This is a genomic window from Tepidibacillus infernus, assembly GCF_048898065.1.
Taxonomy (GTDB): domain Bacteria; phylum Bacillota; class Bacilli; order Tepidibacillales; family Tepidibacillaceae; genus Tepidibacillus_B; species Tepidibacillus_B infernus.
This window is the reverse complement of the sequence record NZ_JBLWFI010000001.1, coordinates 2,319,424-2,344,050: the sequence shown is the minus strand read 5'-3', so window position 1 is coordinate 2,344,050 and position 24,627 is coordinate 2,319,424. Positions and strand designations below refer to the sequence as shown.

At 36.1% G+C, this 24,627-nt stretch carries 24 protein-coding genes, 4 tRNA genes and 1 pseudogene; 19 read left to right on the top strand and 10 right to left on the bottom strand.

What is annotated here, in order from left to right:
- From dnaB to TEPIDINF_RS11690, 5 genes are all read left to right on the top strand, one after another.
- Positions 1–1,347, top strand: a complete 1,347-nt coding sequence (gene dnaB / locus TEPIDINF_RS11710; protein WP_068726896.1) for a replicative DNA helicase — start codon at positions 1–3, stop codon at positions 1,345–1,347.
- Between the two features lie 236 nt (positions 1,348–1,583).
- Positions 1,584–2,870: an adenylosuccinate synthase gene (locus TEPIDINF_RS11705; RefSeq protein WP_421692054.1), complete on the top strand. Its 1,287-nt coding sequence runs from the start codon at positions 1,584–1,586 to the stop codon at positions 2,868–2,870.
- Positions 2,871–3,071: 201 nt separating this feature from the next.
- Positions 3,072–3,147: transfer RNA gene (locus tag TEPIDINF_RS11700), tRNA-Lys, on the top strand.
- Positions 3,148–3,160: 13 nt separating this feature from the next.
- Positions 3,161–3,235 (top strand) — tRNA-Glu (locus TEPIDINF_RS11695).
- A gap of 63 nt (positions 3,236–3,298) precedes the next feature.
- Positions 3,299–3,374 (top strand) — tRNA-Phe (locus tag TEPIDINF_RS11690).
- A 67-nt stretch (positions 3,375–3,441) separates the two neighbouring features.
- On the opposite strand, the gene TEPIDINF_RS11685 is transcribed toward TEPIDINF_RS11690, so the two are convergent.
- On the bottom strand, positions 3,442–3,810 hold the full coding sequence (locus TEPIDINF_RS11685; RefSeq protein WP_421692053.1) for a hypothetical protein: 369 nt from the start codon (positions 3,808–3,810) through the stop codon (positions 3,442–3,444).
- 141 nt (positions 3,811–3,951) lie between these two features.
- On the opposite strand from TEPIDINF_RS11685, the gene TEPIDINF_RS11680 reads away from it, so the two are divergent.
- The 7 genes from TEPIDINF_RS11680 to TEPIDINF_RS11650 all read left to right on the top strand — a co-directional run bounded on the left by TEPIDINF_RS11680 (position 3,952) and on the right by TEPIDINF_RS11650 (position 11,230).
- A tRNA-Thr gene (locus TEPIDINF_RS11680) sits at positions 3,952–4,027 on the top strand.
- 63 nt (positions 4,028–4,090) lie between these two features.
- On the top strand, positions 4,091–5,596 hold the full coding sequence (locus tag TEPIDINF_RS11675; RefSeq protein WP_068726891.1) for a peptidoglycan DD-metalloendopeptidase family protein: 1,506 nt from the start codon (positions 4,091–4,093) through the stop codon (positions 5,594–5,596).
- Positions 5,597–5,834: 238 nt separating this feature from the next.
- On the top strand, positions 5,835–6,539 hold the full coding sequence (yycF, locus tag TEPIDINF_RS11670; protein WP_068726889.1) for a response regulator YycF: 705 nt from the start codon (positions 5,835–5,837) through the stop codon (positions 6,537–6,539).
- Between the two features lie 6 nt (positions 6,540–6,545).
- Positions 6,546–8,333, top strand: a complete 1,788-nt coding sequence (gene walK, locus TEPIDINF_RS11665; RefSeq protein WP_068726886.1) for a cell wall metabolism sensor histidine kinase WalK — start codon at positions 6,546–6,548, stop codon at positions 8,331–8,333.
- 13 nt (positions 8,334–8,346) lie between these two features.
- A complete protein-coding gene (locus TEPIDINF_RS11660) occupies positions 8,347–9,666 on the top strand; it encodes a YycH family regulatory protein (RefSeq protein ID WP_421692052.1) in 1,320 nt (439 codons plus the stop codon).
- Entirely contained in the window at positions 9,663–10,385 is a 723-nt protein-coding gene (yycI, locus tag TEPIDINF_RS11655; protein WP_069799073.1) for a two-component system regulatory protein YycI, read from the top strand. Before TEPIDINF_RS11660 ends, yycI begins: the two co-directional genes overlap by 4 nt.
- Positions 10,386–10,414: 29 nt before the next feature.
- Positions 10,415–11,230: an MBL fold metallo-hydrolase gene (locus TEPIDINF_RS11650; RefSeq protein WP_069799152.1), complete on the top strand. Its 816-nt coding sequence runs from the start codon at positions 10,415–10,417 to the stop codon at positions 11,228–11,230.
- Here the strand turns inward: TEPIDINF_RS11650 and TEPIDINF_RS11645 are convergent.
- On the bottom strand, positions 11,222–11,422 hold the full coding sequence (locus tag TEPIDINF_RS11645) for a hypothetical protein (protein WP_235589119.1): 201 nt from the start codon (positions 11,420–11,422) through the stop codon (positions 11,222–11,224). The two genes, TEPIDINF_RS11650 and TEPIDINF_RS11645, sit on opposite strands and share 9 nt — an antisense overlap.
- A 148-nt stretch (positions 11,423–11,570) precedes the next feature.
- On the opposite strand from TEPIDINF_RS11645, the gene TEPIDINF_RS11640 reads away from it, so the two are divergent.
- The 3 genes from TEPIDINF_RS11640 (at position 11,571) to TEPIDINF_RS11630 (ending at position 13,761) form a co-directional block, all read left to right on the top strand.
- The gene (locus tag TEPIDINF_RS11640; protein ID WP_068726876.1) at positions 11,571–12,815 is read left to right on the top strand and encodes a S1C family serine protease; all 1,245 of its coding nucleotides are present in this window, start codon (positions 11,571–11,573) and stop codon (positions 12,813–12,815) included.
- A gap of 146 nt (positions 12,816–12,961) precedes the next feature.
- Positions 12,962–13,441: a 23S rRNA (pseudouridine(1915)-N(3))-methyltransferase RlmH gene (rlmH, locus tag TEPIDINF_RS11635; protein WP_421692051.1), complete on the top strand. Its 480-nt coding sequence runs from the start codon at positions 12,962–12,964 to the stop codon at positions 13,439–13,441.
- Between the two features lie 113 nt (positions 13,442–13,554).
- The gene (locus tag TEPIDINF_RS11630) at positions 13,555–13,761 is read left to right on the top strand and encodes a type II toxin-antitoxin system RelE family toxin (RefSeq protein ID WP_421692168.1); all 207 of its coding nucleotides are present in this window, start codon (positions 13,555–13,557) and stop codon (positions 13,759–13,761) included.
- Positions 13,762–13,867: 106 nt separating this feature from the next.
- Here the strand turns inward: TEPIDINF_RS11630 and mdh are convergent, their stop codons facing one another.
- Genes mdh through TEPIDINF_RS11615 form a run of 3 tightly spaced genes read right to left on the bottom strand, consistent with a single transcriptional unit; the run spans position 13,868 to position 16,320 of the window.
- Positions 13,868–14,791, bottom strand: coding sequence for a malate dehydrogenase (gene mdh, locus TEPIDINF_RS11625; protein WP_068726867.1), 924 nt, complete (start codon positions 14,789–14,791; stop codon positions 13,868–13,870).
- A 23-nt stretch (positions 14,792–14,814) separates the two neighbouring features.
- Positions 14,815–15,237, bottom strand: a complete 423-nt coding sequence (locus TEPIDINF_RS11620; RefSeq protein ID WP_069799076.1) for a universal stress protein — start codon at positions 15,235–15,237, stop codon at positions 14,815–14,817.
- 36 nt (positions 15,238–15,273) lie between these two features.
- Entirely contained in the window at positions 15,274–16,320 is a 1,047-nt protein-coding gene (locus TEPIDINF_RS11615; protein WP_421692050.1) for a YeiH family protein, read from the bottom strand.
- Between the two features lie 141 nt (positions 16,321–16,461).
- Between TEPIDINF_RS11615 and TEPIDINF_RS11610 the strand changes: the two genes are divergently transcribed.
- From TEPIDINF_RS11610 to TEPIDINF_RS11595, 4 genes are all read left to right on the top strand, one after another.
- Complete coding sequence (locus TEPIDINF_RS11610; RefSeq protein WP_069799080.1) at positions 16,462–17,370, top strand: LysR family transcriptional regulator; 909 nt, start codon at positions 16,462–16,464, stop codon at positions 17,368–17,370.
- A gap of 160 nt (positions 17,371–17,530) precedes the next feature.
- Positions 17,531–18,388, top strand: a complete 858-nt coding sequence (locus TEPIDINF_RS11605; RefSeq protein ID WP_421692049.1) for a carbon-nitrogen hydrolase family protein — start codon at positions 17,531–17,533, stop codon at positions 18,386–18,388.
- 34 nt (positions 18,389–18,422) lie between these two features.
- On the top strand, positions 18,423–19,097 hold the full coding sequence (locus tag TEPIDINF_RS11600) for a GNAT family N-acetyltransferase (RefSeq protein WP_068726856.1): 675 nt from the start codon (positions 18,423–18,425) through the stop codon (positions 19,095–19,097).
- A gap of 16 nt (positions 19,098–19,113) precedes the next feature.
- Positions 19,114–19,785 (top strand): GNAT family acetyltransferase, encoded by a 672-nt coding sequence (locus TEPIDINF_RS11595; RefSeq protein WP_069799084.1) that lies wholly within the window; start codon positions 19,114–19,116, stop codon positions 19,783–19,785.
- A 367-nt stretch (positions 19,786–20,152) separates the two neighbouring features.
- On the opposite strand, the gene TEPIDINF_RS11590 is transcribed toward TEPIDINF_RS11595, so the two are convergent.
- The 5 genes and pseudogenes from TEPIDINF_RS11590 to TEPIDINF_RS11570 all read right to left on the bottom strand — a co-directional run.
- A complete protein-coding gene (locus TEPIDINF_RS11590; protein WP_421692048.1) occupies positions 20,153–20,566 on the bottom strand; it encodes a bactofilin family protein in 414 nt (137 codons plus the stop codon).
- Positions 20,567–20,592: 26 nt separating this feature from the next.
- Positions 20,593–21,513, bottom strand: a complete 921-nt coding sequence (locus TEPIDINF_RS11585) for a peptidoglycan DD-metalloendopeptidase family protein (protein WP_421692047.1) — start codon at positions 21,511–21,513, stop codon at positions 20,593–20,595.
- Positions 21,514–21,653: 140 nt separating this feature from the next.
- A complete protein-coding gene (locus TEPIDINF_RS11580) occupies positions 21,654–22,880 on the bottom strand; it encodes a polysaccharide deacetylase family protein (protein ID WP_421692046.1) in 1,227 nt (408 codons plus the stop codon).
- Positions 22,881–22,924: 44 nt separating this feature from the next.
- On the bottom strand, positions 22,925–23,665 hold the full coding sequence (locus tag TEPIDINF_RS11575; protein ID WP_068726845.1) for a hypothetical protein: 741 nt from the start codon (positions 23,663–23,665) through the stop codon (positions 22,925–22,927).
- 41 nt (positions 23,666–23,706) lie between these two features.
- Positions 23,707–23,967: pseudogene (locus TEPIDINF_RS11570) on the bottom strand (IS4 family transposase); the annotation flags it as partial.
- Between the last annotated feature and the right edge of the window lie 660 nt (positions 23,968–24,627).

The following is a 24,627-nucleotide window of genomic DNA, read 5'->3' as shown; positions in this document are numbered from 1 at the left end:
ATGAGTGAACTTTTTTTAGATCGAATTCCACCGCAAAATGTGGAAGCGGAACAGGCTGTTTTAGGTGCAATTCTATTAGAAAAAGAAGCGCTAATCACCGTTATGGAGATTCTATCACCTGATGATTTTTATCGTAGTGCTCATCAAAAGATCTATCGATCTATGATCGAGTTATCTGAAATGGGTGAACCTGTTGATCTGATTACGTTAACTGCGGATCTACAAACTAAAAAGCTGCTAGAGGAAGTAGGGGGTGTTTCTTATCTTACAGACCTTGCAAATGCAGTACCGACAGCAGCCAATGTTGAATATTACGCCAAAATTGTTGAAGAAAAAGCAATTTTAAGGCGATTGATCCGTGCAGCAACGGAAATTGCAAGCACTGGTTATATTGGCAGTGATGATATAGGAGAAATCATAGGAGATGCAGAAAAACGTATCCTAGAGATTTCACAAAAACGATCAAAAGATGGATTTATTCCGATTAAGGACGTATTGATGGAAACGTTGGATCGTATTGAATTCTTGCACCATCATAAAGGAGATATCACAGGGATTCCATCTGGGTTTACAGATTTAGATAAAATGACATCTGGCTTTCAGAAATCTGATTTGATTATCCTAGCAGCTAGACCTAGTGTGGGGAAAACCGCATTTGCTTTAAATGTAGCTCAGAATGTGGCGGCAAGGGCAAAGGAAGTTGTTGCGATCTTTAGTTTGGAGATGTCAGCTAGTCAGCTCGTCCAAAGGATGATTTCTGCAGAGGGAAATATTGATGCTCACAAATTGCGTACTGGTATGATGGAAGAGCACGACTGGCAAAAGTTGACGATGGCCATGACTACCTTGTCTGAAGCACCAATATATATTGATGATTCTCCAGGTGTGACGGTCTACGACATCCGTTCCAGATGTAGAAGATTAAAAGTGGAAAAAGGGTTAGGCCTTATTGTCATTGACTATTTGCAATTGATCCATGGCCGTGGCAAATCTGATAATCGCCAACAGGAGATCTCGGAGATTTCTAGACAGCTTAAAGGGATTGCTAGGGAACTAAATGTTCCAATTATCGCATTATCCCAGTTAAGTCGTGCAGTAGAACAAAGACAAGATAAAAGGCCAATGTTATCAGATATCCGTGAATCTGGTAGTATTGAGCAGGATGCAGATATTGTTGCTTTTTTGTATCGCGATGATTATTATAATCCGGAAACAGAAAAACAAAATATTATCGAAATTATTATAGCTAAACAAAGAAACGGACCGGTTGGTAAAGTAGAATTGGTATTCTTAAAGAATTTTAATAAATTCGTAAATTATGCTAAAGAACAACATAATGAAGAATAAAAACGAAATAAACAAGAAAAATAAGTGAAGGATTCTTTCTATTTTCCAGAAGAGTTTCCTTCGTTTTTTTTATCAAAATCATTTAAAACGTTAACAAAATGAAGCAAAAATACGAATAATAATATATATATTTAATTAAATGGTCGTATTTGTCGTTGACAAGGGGAATAAGCATTGCTAAACTTTATATGTATTGAAATACGACTTTTAAAGGACAAAAAACTGGAGGTGTTTCCATGTCTACTGTCGTTGTAGTAGGAACACAATGGGGAGACGAAGGAAAAGGAAAGGTTACCGATTATCTAGCTGAAAAAGCGGAAGTTGTTGCAAGGTATCAAGGTGGGAATAATGCAGGTCATACGATCACAATTGATGGAAAGAAATTTAAGCTGCATCTTATACCATCTGGGATTTTTTATAGTGATAAAATATGTGTGATTGGCAATGGAATGGTGATTGACCCCAAGGCATTAGTCCAAGAACTTAACTATATTCATGAACAAGGATTTAGTACAAAGAATTTAAGAATTAGTAATCGTGCGCATGTGATCATGCCTTACCATATTAAGTTGGATCTTGTAGAAGAAGAAAGAAAAGGTAGTAACAAAATCGGAACAACGGGTAAAGGAATTGGACCCGCATATATGGACAAAGCGGCTAGAGTTGGGATTCGTATCGCTGATTTGTTAGATGAACAGGAATTTGAAAAAAAATTAAGAAGGAATCTTGAAGAGAAAAACCGTCTATTTGAAAAATTTTATGAAACAGATGGGTTTAAAGCAGAGAAAATTTTAGAGGAATATGCGATATATCGTGAAATCATCAGACCTTACGTGGTTGATACTTCTGTCGTTTTAAATGATGCCATTGACCAAGGGAAAAGGGTATTATTTGAAGGAGCCCAAGGGGTTATGCTTGATATTGACCAAGGTACTTACCCATTTGTCACTTCATCTAATCCTGTGGCAGGTGGAGTGACGATTGGTTCTGGTGTAGGTCCAACAAAAATTCATCATGTTGTAGGTGTTGCAAAAGCCTATACGACTCGTGTTGGCGATGGGCCATTTCCTACTGAATTGAATAATGAAATAGGTGATCGAATTCGTGAAGTCGGCAACGAGTATGGAACAACGACAGGAAGACCTAGACGAGTAGGCTGGTTTGATAGTGTGGTTGTAAGACATGCTCGACGTGTTAGCGGAATTACCGAGTTATCTTTAAATTCAATTGATGTATTGACAGGTATTCCTACATTAAAAATTTGTAAAGCATATAAGTATAACGGAGAAATCATTGAGGAGTTCCCCGCCAATTTAAGGGTGTTAGCTGAATGTGTGCCTGTTTATGAAGAGCTACCTGGATGGGATGAAGATATTACCGGTGTTCGTAATTTAAATGACTTACCAGTAAATGCTCGTCATTATATCGAACGAATTTCCCAACTCACTGGAATCCCTATTGCCATCTTCTCAGTAGGGCCAAATCGAGAACAAACAAATATGATAAAAGGCGTATTTGCATAGGCCATCTATTTTTTTCAATATGATCATAGAACCCACAAAAGGAATCGCAATAGTTTTTAAAGAAGCCATCACTTTTGTGGGTTTTTAATTCTGAAAGTTGGATTTGTAGAATAAAGAATCTTTTTGAAAAATGTGCAAAAAAGGTTGCATATTAATTTCTATCGTGGTAATATATTTTTTGTGTCCAAGAGGACAAGTTGTGAGCCATTAGCTCAGCAGGTAGAGCACCTGACTTTTAATCAGGGTGTCACAGGTTCGAATCCTGTATGGCTCACCATTTTTATGCGTATGGCCCGTTGGTCAAGTGGTTAAGACACCGCCCTTTCACGGCGGTAACAGGGGTTCGAATCCCCTACGGGTCACCATACGGGACTAGCTACGCGTCGGAATCCCGTTAGCTTTGCGATTTTAATGTTTTTTTATAATAAGGTTCGGTAGCTCAGTCGGTAGAGCAGAGGACTGAAAATCCTCGTGTCGGCGGTTCGATTCCGTCCCGAACCACCATAAAATGATATACTTTCCGCTTTCCCTACTTTAATAAGTAGGTTTTTCTATTTTCTGAAACATAAACTCAAGTCATTCCGTTATATTTTTTGATGATGTTTTCTACCTGAGGAGCTTGATCCTCATTCATTACAATGGTTAGTAAAATGTTCGGTGGTATCGCAGTTCTATTACCATCTGCCATTCCACTTGCACTGACATCTGCCGCAGCTAGTACTTCTGCGTTATCATTTACTAATGAACCTAATGTTAAATCAGTTAAACTGTCAAATCGACTTGTGATGGGATTTACCTGATCATTTAATTGGTCTCCAGGATAAAAAGCTATTCGATCTACTTGGGTTTCAATTGAATTGTATTGCTGTAGCTCGCTTGCCGCTTTTTGTGCATCTTCAACAGATCGAAAATAAGCCAATATATTTCTTTGGTTCATCATTTTGCCTCCCTTCAAATATAGTGTATATAGAATGCTTGAAGAGCATACATTTTACTAGTGTTCTAAAAATGTTCAGATTTTTCCACTTGAAGTGACAAGCTATATTATGGTAAATTTGAACATATGGAGGCTTTAAAACATGCCGATGTGGCTCAGCTGGTAGAGCAGCTCATTCGTAATGAGCAGGTCGTGGGTTCGAGTCCCATCGTCGGCTCCACTTTAAAAATAGGACATTCTTATGTGAGAGAGAGAAAAAAAACTCCATAAAAAGGAGGTTGTCATGGCGACGTTCAATGATAAATTTACCGATTTTAAAGGTAAATTCCAAAAGGACTTAACCAAGGCTAGTAATTGGGGAAAAACAATAGTTCAGACCGTACAACAATATATTCAATCAAATAAGAAAAGATCAATCATCATTGGTTCAATTACAGGCACAATTCTTATGACTACCCTTTTTGGTGTAGGCTATTATCAGGCAAATGCCGTAAATCTTTATCACGTCTATTTAGATGGTAAAGAAGTTGGGGTTGTTAATAATAAAGAAGTAGTTGAACAATGGAAAGAGCAAGTTTTAAAGCAAGCCCAGAATACATATAGCACGATAACATTAAATTTTGGAAATAAGATTACATATCAGGAAGAGAAGAAATTTAAAGGCCAGTTTGATAACGCTAAGACTTTAAGTGCTCTAAAAGATGCCTTCTCGATTCAAGCGACAGCTGTTGAACTCGTAGTGAATGGAAAAGTAGTTGGATATGTAAAAGATCAAAAAACAGCAGATTTAATACTTGAGCAAATCAAACAGCCTTTTCTTCCAAACAAGAATAAAGATAAAGTAAAAGCAGCTTCTCTTGATGGAAACAATCAACAAATTAGAAAGCTAGATCAAATTCAAATTAAAGAAGAAGTTGTTACCAAAGAGGTTAAAGTAACACCAGCAGAAATTTTATCTGCAGAAGATATGGTGACATTGTTAAAACAAGGAACCTTAGAACAGAAAAAATATATTGTGAAACAAGGAGATACACTTTCTGGAATTGCCCAACAATTTGGCATCACGACGAAACAGATATATCAATTGAATCCTAATATTAAAGGTGAATTCATCAATATTGGTGACGAAGTGATTGTTACAGCCAAAACTCCGCTTGTTACTGTTCAAACAAAAGAAACAGTGATCAATCAAGAAAGAATTCCTTACAAAGTGGTTTATCAAAAGGATTCATCGATGTACTCAAACCAAACAAAAGTGGTACAACAAGGTTCCGATGGTAAGAAAAGTGTGGAATACTCGATATTGAAGGAAAATGGAGTAACCACGCAAAAAACAATTCTAAAAGAAACGGTTATTTCTGAAGCAAAAGATAAAATTGTGAAGAAGGGTACTAAAATTGTTTCTTCACGTGGTTCTGGTACATTATTATGGCCAACAGTAGGAGGAATTATTACCAGTAAGTACGGTTCAAGATGGGGTAGGACTCATGAAGGAATCGATATATCTGGAGTAAGTAATCGTACGATCAAAGCAGCAGATAGTGGAAAAGTCGTTTTTGCTGGTTGGAATGGTGCTTACGGTAAAGCTATTATCATTGATCATGGAAATGGTATGAAAACCCTATACGGCCATTTAAGCCAGATCATGGTCTCTAGTGGAGATAAAGTAGCAAAAGGCCAGCAGATCGGTGTAATGGGAAATACGGGACGTTCTACAGGAACCCATTTACATTTTGAAGTATTGGTCAATGGCAGCAATAGAAACCCATTAAATTATGTAAGAAGATAATCCCGTAAACTAAGGTAGGTTATGTTCAATCAAGGACAAACCTACCTTTTTTTTATGCTGAAGAAAGTATAAATTTCTTCCAGAAGTACCCTTCTCTCCTTAATCTTTATTCATAGAAGGGTGTCTCATAGAAGGGTGTCACATTTATGGTTTTTTTGTTGTGGTTTTCTATGTATTCAGATTGATATACCTTGTGATAAACTTAAATAGATAAGGTTAGAGACAAGGGGGATACGGGGTGAAGTATCGAATTTTAATTGTTGAAGATGAACGGCCAATCTCAGATATTTTAAAATTTAGTTTTGAAAAGGAAGGTTATGAGGTCCTTACCGCTTTTGATGGTTTTGAGGCAATTCAAAAGGTAAGGGATCATCATCCAGATATTATTTTATTAGATATCATGTTACCTGGCAAAGATGGATTAGAGGTTTGCAAGGAAGCAAGAACTCTTACAGATAAACCAATCATTATGCTAACAGCAAAGGATACAGAAGTAGATAAAGTGCTTGGTTTAGAAATGGGTGCAGATGATTATGTAACAAAACCTTTTTCTAATAGAGAGTTAATTGCACGGGTGAAAGCAAATTTAAGAAGAGTCTATTCTTTAGACCAAGCCAATCATCAAGCTCAACAAATACAAATTGGGGAAATTACTATTTATCCATCTACTTATATCGTAAAGAAAATAGAAATGATTATAGAATTAACCCACCGGGAATTTGAACTTCTATATTATTTAGCAAAACATGTTGGACAAACTTTAACCAGAGAGCATTTACTACAGGCTGTATGGGGTTACGACTATTTTGGGGATGTCCGTACTGTAGATGTAACGATTAGAAGATTACGGGAAAAGATTGAAGATGACCCTGGCCGACCAGCCTATATTATTACGAGAAGGGGATTGGGTTATGTATTACGTTATCCATCCGAAAAGGAGTAGTTTCCTTTGAAAGGTTGGAAGTTTTTTCAAAGTATTCAATGGAAATTGGTTGTGATTTATCTCTTACTTATTCTAATATCGATGCAAATTATAGGAATCTATTTTATTCGATCTTTAGAGAGTTATTATTTAGATAATTTTAATGAAACTTTTGCAACGCAGGGAAATTTATTAGCGGTAAACCTTGAAAGATATTTAACAGAGGATGGGAAAACAGAGGCAGAGAAAAGAGCAGATATTGACTATTTAGTAGATAATTTATTTGCGTTAAATGGCGTTGATGTCTCGATTATTGATAGTAATGGTGTAATTTTAAGTTCTACGGAGAAGGTTAGTCCAAGCATTATCGGGCAAAAAATTTATCAAACAGAAGTGAATCGGGCATTATTAGGTACAAGAGATGAAGCGATTCGGATTGATACCAAGACAGGACATCGTACCAAATATTTAGCTCTGCCTATAAAGCAGGGTAATAATGTACTTGGTGCTGTATTCATGAAAGCCTCGATTGAGGGAGTATATGATACGATTTATCGGATCAGTAATATTTTAATGACAGCAACACTTATTGCCTTATTATTTACAGCATGGCTAGGTTTTATTTTATCTAGAACGATTACAAAGCCAATTAAAGATATTACTACTCAAGCGGTTTCACTAACAAAAGGGGATTTTAATCAAAGAGTTAAGATATATGGGGATGACGAAATTGGCCGTTTAGCAGATACCTTTAATAAGATGGCGGTTAGATTAAAAGAAGCTATCGACCAAAATGAAGAGGAAAAAGAGAAGTTCGCCTCGATTCTAAGCCATATGAGTGATGGGGTTATCGCTACAAATGCTCATGGGAGGATCATCGTTGTTAACCAAAGAGCATTGGAGATTATTGGGTTTTCTGAAAGTGAAGTTATCGAAAAACAGATCAATCAACTATTTTCTCTACATTCTTTCCCCCCTGCAAAAGAGGAAGAAAGTATGATTGTAGATTATGAAGTTGAAAACGAACATAAGGCATTAAAAATGACATTTAACAAGATTCATCGGATTAACCGTGGGGAAATTGGCATGATTATCGTACTACAGGACGTAACAAAGGAACAAAAATTGGAACAGATACGTAAGGACTTCGTGGCAAATGTTTCTCATGAGCTAAGAACCCCTTTAACCACAATAAAAAGTTATCTTGAGGCTTTAGAAGATGGAGCTGTTGAAGACATTGAACTCTCACATCGATTTATCAAAGTAGCTAGCCATGAAACAGATCGGATGATTCGTTTAGTTAGTGATTTATTACATCTTTCTCACTTAGATGATCAACAAACAAAGCCTAACAAAACATTGGTTTCTGTTAAGGAGATGATTGAAGATGTCATTGATCGTTTTTCATTTCAATCTAAACAAAGATCAATCGATTTGTCTTCCCATCTCCCTGAGTATTTGCCAACGGTTGAATTAGATCGTGATCAGATTGATCAAGTATTGGATAATTTAATATCAAATGCCCTTAAATATACCAAAGAAGGCGGAGAAATCATTGTATCAGCAAGATTAAAACATCATGATTTAATCATTGAGGTAGTAGATACGGGAATTGGTATCTCGAAAAAACATCTATCTAGACTCTTTGAACGTTTTTATCGGGTTGACAAGGCAAGATCAAGAGAAATGGGTGGAACAGGCCTTGGTTTAGCCATTGCTAAAGAGATCGTTAAAGCACATGATGGAGATATTATGATTGAAAGTGAAGTAGACAAAGGAACAAGAGTTATTGTTACGATTCCAGTCTCGAAGTAAAGGAGGTCAGGAAGTGAAAGAGCGAATTAAATCAATAATATTATTTGTTTTAGTAGCCAATAGTTTATTTCTAACATGGTTCCTGATCTTTTATAGTCCTAATAATGAGAAAGAATCTCCTTCAGAATATGTACCTAGATTAACCTTTGGCCAAGAATTAGATGTAAAGCAAATGATTCGGCCAAAGCAAATTATCTACCATCTTGGGGAAAATTCTCATTCACTCTCCAATACAGATAGTGAAGATTTTAAACAATTAGAAGCTGATTTTGATCATTGGTCTTTTTACGAAATTACTTCAATTTCAGAGCCTATAGATTGGACTAAAATGATAGAAGTGGAGCAAGGTATAGAGATTGTTTTTCCTTTTTCACTTCCTAACTCTGTCTTATCATCTCTTTATAAGATATCGACTACGATGTATCTTGATCAAATCAATCGCTTATGGTTAGTGTTAGACCAAAATGAAAAGGTGATTGTCTATTTTATCTCAGATCAAAAAGATAAAGTGTATCAAGCAGAAACTTCAATCTCTAGTAAAAAGCTTTCCAAATACATTGCTAGTGGAGTAAACCAACCAAGGTATTCATATTATTGGGCGTTTAATAAGGAAAGGAACATCAATACAAAACCCATTTTTTATTTACCTAATGAAGGTCTGGAAATGAAAAAAGTACGTAAATTTATTACACCTGTTTCCATCGAGGATTATATTCAATTGTTATTTATTGATCCAAGCATGGTTAGAAAGGTATATGAATTGGCTAATAAAGAAAGTGTTCTTTATACAGACGGAAGTAGAAGTATGCAATTTTTCCCGAATAATCGGGTATTTTCATATTTTCAGCCGGTAACAGATAATCGAAAACAATTAGATTGGAATAATGATCTTGCTGCTTCTATTCGGTTTGTTAATCAACATGGGGGTTGGGTGGGTCAATATCAACTTGATGATCTTGGCTTTGCTGAAGCCACCAGTCAACCTTATTTCACATTTCAGCAATATGTAGGAGGGTATCCTTTATTAACTAACAAGTACCTCATTGGCGAAATCAATATCCAATTAGTCGATGGAATCGTGAGTAAAGTAGAACAATCGATGACACTTTTAGATCAGGATTTGGACACGAAATATATTAAAACCAGTTCTGGCCCTGAATTATTAAAGAAACTAGAACAGCATAAGATCGATGCCAAAGTAATTACATCGATTGAATTAGGTTATCAGGTTGAAAAAAAGAATGACGTGTTAGAACTTTTTCCCCATTGGAGGGTTCGATATAACCAAAATGACGAAATCACAATACCTGCTTATGAAGGTGGGATGAAATGATGGATTGGGGGAAAACAAAAACCATCTTTATTTTAACCTTTTTGTTTCTTAATCTTTTACTAGGATATCAAATCTATATGAAGCAAAGTCAAAGTATTAACGAATCTCAATGGGATGGAAGTAGCCTGGATGAATTAAGGCAGGCATTAAGCCAACGAAAGATTATTTTAAATGCGACGATTCCTAAAGAAATTTTAGAAATGCATTTCCTTCAAGTGAAAGAAAATCAGTTATCAGAAGGAAAAACATTAGCTAAAGTGAAAATGCCAGTAGAGAACGAGGTAATCGAATCGATAGCGAGAGAGAAAATCGCCAATTTTGAACACTATGAATTAGATGGAGTCGTTTCAACGGGGAACCACCTTGTCTATAATCAGATCAAAGATGGCTTTCCTTATTTCAACGCAAAATTAGAGTTTCAAATCAATCAAGATGGCACAATTCAATATTCACAAAGATATTTTGAAGTTATGAATCAAGGGTCAGATCGACAAGTTGTTTCTTCCTATACAGCACTTCGTACCCTTTTGGATCAACAATTGCTTCCAAGCGAAGCAATAATAACAAAAATCAGACTTGGATATCATGGACAAACTCAACAAACTTCTGTCCAAGTACTGACTCCGGTCTGGAGAATTAGTTATCAAATAGAAGGAAAACGGGATATGATCTTTGTAAACGCATTGACAGGTGCAGTTGAGAAAGCATTAACTTATTAAAAAGAAAGATTAGCGGAGGGTCTATTTTGATAAAATATAGTGTCTTAGCAAGTGGCAGCACTGGAAATTCAATTTATGTTGGAACTGAAAACGTCAATTTCCTGATTGATGCAGGACTGAGTGGTAAAAAAATAGAAGAGGGGTTAGGAAAAATAGGCGTTGATCCCAAAAAAATTGATGGGATTTTGATTACCCATGAACATGATGATCATATTAAAGGAATTGGTGTGCTTGCACGAAAGCACAGTATCCCCTTATATGCCAATGAAAAAACATTTGCCCATTTACCAACCCATGTTGGGAAAATAGAGGAGGAAAGCAAATACATATTTGAAACAGGAGCGGTGAGAGATTTTGCTGATTTACAAATTGAATCTTTCGCCATTTCCCATGATGCTGCGGAGCCAGTTGGTTACCTTTTTCGTCAAGATGAATTTCAAGTAAGTGTCGTTACAGACCTTGGTTATGTGAGTCAAAAGATTAAACAAAAAATTGCCGGCTCCGATGCATTGATTTTTGAAGCGAATCATGATGTAGAAATGCTAAGAATGTCTTCTTATCCTTGGAGTATCAAACAAAGAATTTTAAGTGATGTTGGGCATTTATCTAACGAAGCATCAGGTGAAGCATTATCTGAGATCATATCAGGAGATACCCAAAAAGTATATTTAGCCCATTTAAGTAGAGAAAATAATTTACCTGAATTAGCTAAATTAACCGTAAAGAATATTCTCGAAGACTATGGAATTACAGAACAAGATGTACAATTGATGGACACCTATTTTAATGGACCAACTGCATTAGAGAAAATCATATCCAAAAAAGAAAAGGTTGGATTAAAGTAAATCTTCTAGGATTAAATCAGTCTCTAATTGATGTGTTTTATGAAGAACCTCTTGGCGAGAAATCAAACCTTTTTCGATAAGCAATTCAATAAGGGCTGTTAAAACAAGCATATTTTTATAATCGATTTCTTTTAAATCAGCAAGTTGTGCTATTATATCGACATCTTTTGGCAAAAAATAAGTCTTATTCAAATGAAACACTCCTATCCTCATTTTCGTTTTCTAAGATATATTGATCATTATTACCTACTTCCTAGGAAAATAGACTACATGTGATGGTCAATCTCGTATAAAAATAGTACTATAGAAATAATGGAAAATATCAAGGATGGTGAGAAAAATGGATTTTAATGATGAGGATTTTTATAGCCAAAAAAGAAGGAGAAAAAATGATAGATCGAATTTATTAACGGCTTTTGTTTCTGCAATTATCGGTGGACTTATCGTACTGATGTTGATGCCTACTTTTGTGAATTCAGGAATTATTGATTTGACACCTAAGGGAGGAGTAAATCCTCCATCACAAACAATCAATAATCAAACGCCAACCAATGTAACCAGTGGCAAACAAATTCAAGTTGATGTCAATTCTGCCATTGTTGATGCAACGGAGAAAGTAAAGCCAGCTGTAGTTGGCGTTGTAAATATTCAAAAACAAACTAACTTCTGGACAAATATAACAAAAAGTGTGGAAGCAGGGGTTGGGTCAGGTGTTGTTTTTGATAAACGTAGTGGGAAGGCTTATATCGTCACGAATAACCATGTGATTGAAGGGGCCAATAATGTAGAGGTTGCCCTTGCAGATGGAAAAAGAGTTCCTGCAAAAGTCTTGGGAGCAGATGAATTAACAGACTTGGCTGTCATTTCTATTGATGAAAAATATGCAGATGCGGTTGCAACCTTTGGCGATTCAACAAACTTAAAAGCAGGAGAACCAGCGATTGCAATCGGTAACCCACTAGGTCTTAAATTCTCTCAATCTGTAACAGTTGGGGTCGTTAGCTCACCAAACCGTACCATTGATAAAGATTTAGATGGAGATGGACAACCCGATTGGGAAACAGACGTTATTCAAACAGATGCTGCGATTAACCCTGGAAACAGTGGTGGAGCACTCTTAAATATCAATGGAGATGTGATTGGCATCAATAGTGCCAAAATCGCTGAAAGTGGTGTAGAAGGGTTAGGCTTTGCGATTCCAATCAGCGAGGCCAAACCTATCATTGACCAATTGATTCAATACGGAAAAGTGAAACGTCCATATATGGGAATTACCCAAATTGATCTTCACTCTGTGTCACAAGCAGACCGAGTAAATGTATTGAAATTACCTGAATCTGTAAATGATGGAATAGTGATATATGATGTAAGCCGATTTGGTCCTGCTTACTTAGCTGGATTAAAACGATTAGATGTGATCGTGAAATTAGATGACCAGCCGATTAATAGCTCTAGTGATTTACGTAAGTTTTTATATAAACAGAAAAAAGTAGGGGACAAAATGAAGGTTAGCTTCTATCGAGATGGCAACCTACAATCGATAGAATTAACCTTAACAGAAGTCCCTGATCAGAATCGAAGGTAAATCTGCTCAAGAACAAACGAGATAAAGTAAAACAGCAAAGTCTAATGACAGACTTTGCGTTTTTTTATGGATATTTTCTGACATGTAAGTTTATCTTACGGAACTAGCTTGGATATAATGTTGGAAGATTGGAGGTATGTTGGAGTATGCAAATTACGGTTATCGGTATTGGCAAGTTAAAGGAAAAATATTTGATCCAAGGGATTGAAGAGTATAAAAAACGATTATCCGCATATACCAAGGTTCAAATCATCGAATTAGCCGATGAGAAAGCGCCAGAAAACTTAAGTGAAGCAGAAATGGAACAGGTAAAACAAAAAGAAGGAGAACGGATTCTTGCTAATATAAAGCAAGATGATTATGTAGTGGCCTTAGGCATTGAAGGCAAAATGCTAAACTCCGAACAGCTAGCAAAAGAAATAGACCAGCTCATGACCTATGGCAAAAGCCATATTGTTTTTGTGATCGGCGGTTCCTTAGGCTTGTCCAAAGAAGTGTATGACCGAGCGAATATGTTATTGTCCTTTTCCAAAATGACATTCCCCCACCAATTGATGAGGTTGATATTGTTGGAACAGGTGTATAGAGCGTTTAAGATCAATAGAGGTGAACCGTATCATAAATAAGTACAAAGTCCAGAAAAATTTGAATTTGTCAGTATGGAAGAAGTTCTGAAGGAGTTAGGTATTAATGAATCAGAACTATAAAATTGTCATAAACAAAAATGCATTGAAGTTTTATTAATAAACAGGATACTCAACAAAGAAAGAGAATTTTATCTGCCATTTATGGATTACCTAAGGGTGACGTAAAGAAGTTAAAAGGTAATGAATATTATAGACTTAGAATTGGAGATATCAGAGTCTTTTTTACTAAGAATGATAAGAAACTTATAATACTGGTTATAGATATCGGAAATAGAGGCCAGGTATATGAAGGCTTATAAAATTTGTCGTACAAAATGTACGGCTTTTTGCTTATTACAATATTCCAATACAAAAAGACTAGTTCCTAACCATGGTCAGGCAACTAGTCTCTTTGTATCAACTATGTTACATTTGTTTAAGTAATCGTTTAACCCCTTCTGCCGATTTCATGAGCCCTTTATGTTCTTCTTCCGTTAATTGAATCTCAAGCACTTGTTCAACGCCTTTTGCGCCAAGCACTACAGGGACTCCTAGAAACAAACCATCTACTCCGTATTTGCCATTTACAAATGCGGAAACAGGCATAATTCGTTTTTCATCAAGTAAAATGGCTTCCATCATAGATACGATCGATGAACCAGGAGCATAATAGGCACTTCCTGTTTTCAATAGGTTCACGATTTCTCCGCCACCAAAACGCGTCCGCTCAACTAGGCTGTCTATCTTCTCTTTGGTAAGTAACGTCTCGATAGGAATTCCGCCTGCATAGGAGTAGCGAGCTAGCGGAACCATATCATCGCCATGACCACCGAGTACAAATGCGGTCACATCTCGATAGGACACTCCAAGTTCTTGAGCAATAAAGGTTCTAAAACGAGCAGAATCCAGAACGCCTCCAAGTCCGATTACTTTTTCAGGGGCAAAACCACTTTCTTGAAGTGCAACTTGTGCCATGACATCCGATGGATTGGTGACTAAAATCAGAAATGCGTTTGGCGACAATGGTGCGGATTGTTGCACGACTTGCCGAACCACTTTGATGTTAGTTTCAAGTAAATCATCACGGCTCATTCCAGGTTTTCTTGCGATTCCTGCAGTGATCACAATCATATCCGAATCCTTTGTATTTTGGTAGTCATTCGTGCCAAGTATATTTGCGCTCAAAGATTCAACAGGAGCCGATTCTTGCATATCAAGTGCCTTCCCTTGAGGAATACCTTCCGCAATATCAATAAGTACAACATCACCTAATTTTTTTAATAAAGTTAAGTGTGCAAGTGTAGCTCCAACATTCCCAGCACCGACAATTGTAATTTTTGGGCGTTTCATAAATAACATCTCCCTTTTACATTTTATTTCCTTACAACAAGGACAGGAATATGTGAACGGTGCAAAACACCTTGTGAAACACTGCCTAATAAGGCACGATCAACCATGCCTCTCCCATGACTTCCTACAACAATTAAATCTGCCTGCTTTTTTTTGGCAACCTCACAGATTGTAATGCTCGGATGCCCCGTAAGATGCAAGAATTGAACACGATTTTGCCATTTGTCAAATAAGCGTTCCATAACATCGGTTTGAATTTGTTGCGCAAGGTGTTCTTCATAGCGATCGACTACATCAGGCACTAAGTCATAAGCATAATTTTCTTTGGCAGTGACGTATAAAACAATAGCAGTTGCTTCAGGCCAAGCGTCTAAAAATTCCCCTGTCATCCGTGCCGCATGTTCAGAGTATTCCGAACCATCAGTTGCAAATAAAATTCTTTTCATTTATAACCACCCTCTCATTCGTTGTATAAAAACCAATTACATGGCAACAAACGTTAAGAAGGATAGAACGACCGACGTAATCGACATAGCAATAAGCGGTCGCAATGCTTTCGTTCGGAGATCTTTAAGGCTTACATTTACCCCGAGTCCCACCATTGCCATGGTTAAAACAAATGTTGTAAAATCCGCTACATCGTTCATCACAGTCTTCGGAACGTATAGATGTTTGCCAAGAACATAGCTGCCGAAGAAACTCATTACGATAAATCCAATCAAGAACCAAGGGAACTCGATTTTTGTGTCTGATTGTTCTTTCCCTCTACGTTTCATCCAATACATCAAGATAAAACTGAGTGGAACAAGTAGGAAGACCCGCCCCAATTTTGCCAATAAGCCAATTGCCAATGCGTCTTGACCAGCAGGAGCCGCCGCTAATGCAACATGCGCAATCTCGTGTAAGCTTACACCCGACCAGATACCGTATTGAATGCCCGTTAAGTCGATAAAAGGTCTTAAAATGGTGTATGCGATGGCAAATACAGTACCTACTAAGGCAATAATCCCGGCTCCAATCGCTGTATCTTCATCTTTAGCTTTTAGAATAGGGGATACTGCAGCAATGGCAGCTGCACCGCAAACCCCTGTACCGATTCCAAGAAGAAGGGATAAGGACGAATCGGCTTTTAACCATTTCGCTAATAAAACCGTCAGGAAAATGGAGAAAACAATCGTTCCGACATCACGTACAAGCAAACCAAGTCCCTGATGAATAACAATGTCGATATTTAGCTTTAAACCAAACAAGATAATGGCAAGCCGTAATAATTTTTTTGCTGAAAATTGGATCCCAGGACGTATAGGTTCTGGATATCCAAAAATTTGACGATACACAACAGCAATGATGATCGCAGATGCGAGTTGACCAACATGATCAAACCCTGGTACCTTTGCTAGCCCATAACCCATAAAAGCAATGACAAACGTAAAAGCAATTCCGCCCATCCATAAATTTAACTTGTTTAGATCTACCTTTGATATTCTGGCCCCAACTGTTAATGGCACGCTGTTTTTTACTTGAGCCATTCCATCACCTCCATTATTCTTTACAGTTCCATGATAATGTGCATCTTGAGATAAGGAAAATAAATCATTATGATGATAATAATAAGTAAAATGGTATAATAAATATTGAGTATTTTTAAAATCGGTGGGGGGGAAGTCATATTGGATCAATCGTTACTTGTTTTTGTTACCGTAGCAGAAAAGGAGAATTTCACACGTGCGGCAGAAGAATTGCACATGACCCAACCAGCAGTCAGTCAATACATTCAAACATTTGAACGAATGGTTGGGACGAAACTTTTGGAACGAAACAATAAATATGTACGATTAAATAAAGCAGGAGAAATTGTGTACCATCACGCAAAAGAAATATTGGGACTCTATACTCGAATGCAGTGTCTGGTGGATGATTTAATGCATACTGCTAGTGGGAATTTACCAATAGGGGCAAGTTCTACATATGGTGAATATGTACTTCCCCACATTATTGCACACTTGCGCGAGCAATATCCATTGATCAAGCCAACCATTACCATTGGCAATACAAAAGAAATCGCGGAACTGGTCGCCAGTCATCAATTGGATATTGGAATTGTAGAAGGGAACTTTAAACATGAGAAGCTACATATTGAACCAATTGCAGAGGATCTCATGTTTATCATTATCTCAGCCAACCATCGATTTGCGAATCGAAAGGAAATACAAATATCGGAATTAAGTAAAGAAACATGGATTGTCCGAGAAGAAGGTTCAGGGACACGCGAGGCAACCGAAAAAATGTTTGCCAAATTCCAGCTTCATCCGCATAACATCATGGAATTTGGCAGTACTCAAATTATTAAAGAATCTGTAAAAGAGGGTTTAGGTATCACATTACTTTCACACTGGGCTGTTCGAAAAGAAATCTCACTGGGTACTTTAAAGATGTTAAAAATAAATGGACTTCCCGTTTCCCGCAAATTTTCGTTAATCACGCAAGCCACACAATTTCATACAAAAGCCATGGAGGTTTTTTTGGATATCTTGCGGAAGAATGAAGCCTTATCTGAATTAAATATGAATGATTATTGACATTTTTTCACTGGTTTTTCACGATGCAACCTGATCTACATTAATAGCAATTAAACAGTGAGGATTGATAAACATTCCAGGCTTTTTATAATATAAAATGAACTATGACCTTTCGCACTCTCCGAATTATTTGACTCTAAACCATAGGAGGAAGGAACTAATGAAAATAAGAGTGTCAGCAGTACAATATCACCTTCATACCATACATTCGTTTGAAGATTTCGCTAAGCAATCTGAGCATTATATTAAAACAGCTGAGGAATTCGGCGCTGAGTTTGTTTTATTCCCCGAGTTTTTTACAACTCAATTGATGTCTATCGGTAACAATCAAGGAAAAGCCTTAACCATCAATGAATTACCCGATTTCACCGAGCAGTACCAGGATTTATTTTCATCTTTTGCGAAGCAAACAAAGATGCACATTATCGGGGGAACCCATGTGATCCGTAAGGGTGACCGATTATACAACGTTGCTCATTTATTCTATCCAGACGGAAGAGTTGCCGAACAGCCAAAGCTTCATATCACTCCGACAGAAGTAAAGGAATGGAACATGTCTCCTGGCGATGGCCTACAAGTGTTCGAGACCGACAAGGGAACTATCGCCATTTTAACTTGTTATGATATCGAATTTCCAGAAATCGTTCGAATGGCAAAGGCTAAGGGAGCTGATGTAATTTTCGTTCCTTCTTGTACTGATGATCAACATGGATTCCATCGTGTCCGTTACACCAGCCATGCGAGGGCGGTAGAAAACCAAGTCTATGTTGTCACCACAGGTACAGTGGGTTCTCTTCCCACAGTTGACTTTATGCGAGCGAATTACGGTCAAGCAGCGATTATTACACCTAACGATATCCCGTTCCCGCCTCGAGGCATCTTAGTCGAAGGAGAAATCAATCAGGATATGATTGTCACCGCAGATCTGGATTTAGAATTGTTATATCAAGTTCGTGAAAGCGGATCCGTCACCACCTGGCGTGATCGACGTATCGATCTCTATCCAGATTGGAAATAAGGAGAGGCTAGTTGCTTTAAGAGGAGGTAGAAGAATGTATCGAAAAGAGATCTATGTTTTTGACCAAGATCAACCTATTCCGGCGGTCATCCGAAATTATGAAGAAAAGGACTTTTCTGGATTAATCCGCATCCAGCAGGAAAGTTTTCCACCACCATTCCCGTCTGATTTATGGTGGAACACGGAACAACTGAAAAACCATGTTACGCTCTTTCCAGAGGGTGCTTTATGTGTGGAGGTTGATGGTGAAATTGCGGGATCAATGACAGGATTAATTGTTGATTTTGACCCTAACCATCCGGAACATACATGGGAAGAGATCACAGATAATGGATATATTCGTAACCATAATCCGAACGGGAATACGCTTTATGTCGTTGATATTGGTGTGCGCCCTGCTTATCGTAAATTAGGGCTGGGGAAATGGCTGATGCTATCCATGTATGAAGTCGTTGTTCAATTGGGATTGGAACGTCTGCTAGGCGGAGGTAGAATGCCTGGCTATCATAAAAAAGCTGATGAGATGACGGCGGAACAATACCTCGAAGCTGTCGTAAAAGGAGAATTGAAGGATCCTGTTATTACCTTCCTGCTTCGATGCGGCCGCACTCCTGTTAAAGTGGTGGCTAACTATTTAGAGGATGAAGAATCTTTTAATTATGCAGCACTGATGGAATGGAAAAATCCTTTTTATACACCTAAATTTTAATAAGGAGAATGATGAAATGGAATATCGCAGAATTACGAGTATTGAAGATCCTTTGTTTAAAAAAATGCATCAATTGATGCAACATGTTTTTCCTCCCGAAGAAGTATTGGAATTCGATCTGTGGAAGGAGCCTTTGGAAGATCCGGGAATTCGTGTGTTTGTTGCTGTTCACGAAGGGAATGTAGTCGGTGCAACGGAATATCGCTATTACGAGGATTATAATGTGGCGATGACAGATTTTACGATTATTGGCCAAGCAGGACTTAGTATTGGCCGATTTTTAGTTCAAAAGAGGTTGGAGGATTTGAACTCCTTGGCTGCGGCAAATGGAAAGCAATTATATGGTATGTTTGCCGAAATTTATGATCCCTATCGAATCGAGCATTATGAATTTGGCGGGGTTAAAACCATGGATCCCTATGTTCGTAGGGAGGTATTGTCTCACCTTGGATATAAGCGCCTCGATTTCGCTTATGTCCACCCATCCTGGAACAATGATGGAGAAGCCGTAACAGGGCTTGACCTTTGTTTTCTTCCAACAGATGATAACATGGATAAATTGCAAACGGCTCTTGTCGTGAAGTTTTTGAAACGTTATTATTCCGTCTTATCAAACAAGCCGAAGTCGTGGAATGAAATGATTGAATTTCTTGAAGCGAGGGAATCCGTTGCATTATTGCCAATTTAACCCAACCCGCTTCTTAGGTAGGGGAAGAAATTACTTTCAGCATGTCGTGAAACTATAAATCAAACAATTGAAAAAAGAGAGGCTATCTCAAAACGTCGTTAAATAACGACTCATATGAGGTAGCCTTAAAATTATTTAATGGAAATCAACATCAATTCTTGGTGTGCCAAAATCTTGGGAATCTATCTAAAATGTTGGAAAATATTTGGTGAAACAAACGGTCTAATTCCCTTCTTACGTTTTCAAGATGGCGTATTATTTTCTCGAAAACAATAATTTATTTGTGATCGAATTAATTTTTTTTGTTTTGTTTTTATGAATTTTTGATTGTAAAATCTTTTTTATTCCAGAAAAGGCTTTCAACTTCTCATTCATTTACCACCTCATTATTAGTTTTTATAGCAGCTTTCTTTTTATTCGCTAAGGGTTGAGTGTCGCTTTGAACCATAATGCTTTCTCCGTTAAATATTCCTCCATCATCGATGATAATTCCTTCTGTTGTTGCGCTTCCAGTTAACTTACCACTTGGTTGAATATGTACTTTTCCAGAAGTATATAAGTTCCCTTTTACTTCACCAGCAATGATTATGTTTTTTCCTTTAATAGATGGTTCAACATAGCCTTCTTTTCCGATGAAAATGTCACCAGTACTATCAACTTCCCCATAGATTTTCCCATCAATACGTATACTTCCTTCAAGTTTTATCTTTCCTTCAATGATAGTTTCTGAACCAATAATAGTGTTGATCTCAAAGGCTTTATCATTTTTTACTTTAAACATATACAGCTTCCTTTCCTGGGAGAATGTTAAAGTTTTTCTTCGTTATGTTTTAAAAAATTCATATAAGGATATGGATCAATAGGTTTTCCATTTTTAAACACTTCATAATGGAGGTGTGGGCCACTACTTCGTCCAGTATTTCCAATTAAACCTATAATTTCTCCCTTTTTTACTGAGTCTCCTTGTTTAACCTTTATTTCTGAAAGATGGCCGTAAAGTGTTTTATACGTATTTGAATGACGAATAATAATTGTTTTGCCGTATCCGCCATAATATTCGGCTAAAATTACTTTACCGTCTGCGCCTGCATAAACAGGATTTCCCGTAGGCCCTGCAAGATCAATTCCAGTATGGAAAGAAGATACATTAGTAAATGGGTCTTTACGTATACCGAATCTTGATGTAATGGTATTAGTACTTGCTGGCCAAGCAGTTGGAAGCTGCTTTAATTTGTTGTTTGTTCTTTCCATCTCAGCAATGGCTTGTTTATACCTTTCAATTAATTTAATAGAAAGTAAATCAGAATTTATAGGTTCTTCTTGAGTATTTTCAAATTCTATCTCGGGAATCGGTATACTAATCCCCCCACGTGGGTCCATATTATCAGACAGTTCCATCATGTATTCTTTCATTTGGGATTCAATTTCTTCAAGTTCATTTATTTTGATTTGGGCTTTAGTTGTAGTGTCTTCCATAGTTTTTATTTTTTCTTGTAACTCATCTATTTTGTTTGTTTGAATATTAAGATTATTAGATAGCAAGACATTCTCTTGTTGTAGTTGATTATTTATATTAAAAACATAAAATAGAATTACTATAGCAATGAATACAAATAAAAACATTATATAGATACTTACTTTCGGTAATTTCAAACGTATTACAGGCTTATCAGTATTAGATAAAATTAAAATAGTAAATAAATTTGATTTCTTCTTTTTTCTCCTCAATTTCTACTTAGCTCCCCTTTTAAAAATGATAACAGGGTATTATTCGACGAATTTTGTTAATTCCCTTTAAAAATATAAAAAAATTAGGACTTTTTTAATAGTCCGAATGGAACAGTTATTATGTATATTTTAAATATTTTTTATCTCAAACTCACAATTTTTAAATCCTTCCCTTGCAAATATTCAATGATCTTTGGCAAAGCATCTATAACAGCTTGAGATTCATGGAGAAGGATAATAGACCCAGATGCTTTAGAGTTATGTATATAATTAAGAATTTCATCGGGATTATTGTCTTTCCAATCTTCCGTATCCTTATTCCAAAGTACCATCTTTTTATGGTTTTTATTTATTAAATCTATGGTTAATTCATTTTTAGCTCCGAAGGGTGGTCTAAAGAGAACGACAGTATCTGGAATAATTTCTTCAATTATTTGATTTGCTTTTATTAGATTAATTTCTTGCTTTTCATAGGAGAGATTCGTGAAATTTGTATGGTTCAAAGAATGATTACCAATAGAGTAACCGTTTGAGTTAACATATTTAACATAGTCAGGATATTTCTTCGCATTAAGTCCAATAAAGAAGAATGTACCACCAACCTGATACTTCTTTAATACATCAATAATTTCCTTTGTATATTTAGATGGACCGTCATCGAAGGTAAGGGAAACGTAGCCTTCTGGAATACTGTAGTTTATTACCTTATTTAGTTCTATAAAAGGAATGCTAGGTTGAATAGAAGAATCAATTTCTGCTTGTTCACTAGCAGATGGTTTCTCTTTATCTTTTTGATTCAAATCAACTTCATTAACCACAAGTTCTGCTTTTTTAGGTGTTTTTTCATCAAATCCAGTCTTATTTATATTAGCATGACCTGAATATCCGAATAGAATAGTGGATATGATACTGAGCATGGTAACAGCTATCCATGCAAACTTTCGATTATATCTATTAGAATTTACTTCTTCTCGTTTTAGTTCTAGTTCACTAATTGGTAGATTTGGATATAAGAATGGTAAAGTGTGAACTTGATTTATTTGTTGGATACATTTAATAAAGTTTAATTCTTTTACATATTCTTCGGAGCATAGAAAATAGATCCTATCGCTTTGATCTCGATAGGTTCTTGTTACATAACTTACGTTTTGCTTTCTAATTGAATCCCAGAAGCCATAAAGGGCCAATCTGTATTTATAATTCCCTCCAAATACAGTCACTACTTTCAAATTCTCAGCTGTATCATGGTCAATTTCCCAAAGTAGTTCAACTTCTTGTTCAAATGATAATCTTACTCGTAAAAAAGATTTATCAGATTTTCTATCGATTGATAATAATTCAAGTAGTTTTCCATGGTAAACTGACATGGGTACCCCCTTTCTCTAGTCGTGACTAGATTGTAGGTGCCTGTTTACTCCGATAGAGTCGTAGATGCAGTTTTCTTTGGGGAAAAAGAGAATGACATCCGCTCTGTAAAATCATTAATGGTCTCTATTAATTGATTCTTTTCACCAAGAATTCTTTGATATTGTTCTATGTACTTTTGATTTTCAACTTCTAGATGACTAATTTTCTCTTCAAGTTCTTTGATTTTTAACATATTTTGATATTCAGTGTAAGTAGATTTTTCATTAAGTTTGTTATATTTAATAATCTCTTTTTCAAGTTGACTTGAAATTTTATCAAATTCTTGTTTTGAAGTATATTGAAAGTCTTTATAATCTTCAAGAAGTTGATCGTAGCTCATTTGTTTGTTTGTAAGATTGCTTTCTAATACGCTAATTTCCTGATTCTTGTCCTGTAAAAGTTGCTCTTTCTTTGCAATGTCATGCTTTAAACGACTAATTGTTTCATTCGCATTATATAATTGGTCTTCAAGAGCTTTATTTTTATAAAGAAGTAATTGCCGGTCACTTAGCATATTTTCCACAGAAACTATTAAATCTAGCGATACTTTATCCTGATTATCTTTTAAAAATAACTGCTTATTGCTAGGAATATCTGATTGTTCAGGCTCTTCCATATTACTAGATTGTTCTTCAAATATAGCAGTTGTAACTAGTTCTTCTTTACTACTTTGATCCGATTGGCTTTGATTAGATAGGACACCTTTCAACCAACCGATAGATTTATTTTTTGTGTCCTTGGTCATACTTTCATCTCCTCTTAAATAATAATTTAACTTTCGCATGCTTAAATAGGCAGGTAAGCCTTTATATAATTGGGTAAACCTGCGTTGCTGTAGTTGATTTTTAATCGATTTAGTTATTTTACGATTTGATTTTTTGAAATATCTTCAATTGGTTCAAATCATTGTTGTAGTGTTATTGCCTAATTTTATTCACCTATTTCATTACAAAATTCATAAAAGATTCCACCAAGCGTCCTTAAATCTTTACTACAACGGTGTTGCCATGCGAGTAAAATGTAACGAGAGAAGACAATTGTGGTATGACCAAACTATCCATCTAGACATAAGATGATTCTATAGGAATAAAGGTTTGGCCATCTGTCCATCCAAGTGTTAGCATTCTAAACCTTTGTAAAATGTATTTGTTGCATGATCATGAGGTGTTTTTCATTATATTTAGGTTTTTCAAGAGTTATATATGATAATTATTTAAGCATTACGGCTTAAGGTTTCACATTAGATATCGCTATGCGAAAGTTGAGATAAAAAGTTGAGATAATAAGATTAAAAAAATTTAAAATTACTATAATCTTACCTATATTGTATATTTATGTAGAAGAATGTCAACTAAAGACGATAAATTTAGGTCTTAAAAACTAAATTATTAGTTGTTTAAATAAACAAATAGATTAAAATAAAGAATAATAGAATTTAAATTAATGGTTTAGCTTGAATCACTAGCGTTGCATTAATTAAATCTGATGATTCAAAATAATAGCAATCTTCAAAAATTGTCCATACAACAAAAAAATCCTTTACAATGGAAGTACAGGTGATTCCTGTCCAAATCCAATAGTAAAGGACCACATTATGGACAAGAATACACTAATTTCGTCATTTGGTAAATGGGTTTCACCCATAAATTTTAAAAAAATTTTTGAACATGTTGAAAATGGTAAACAAGATTACTACATCAAGAAACT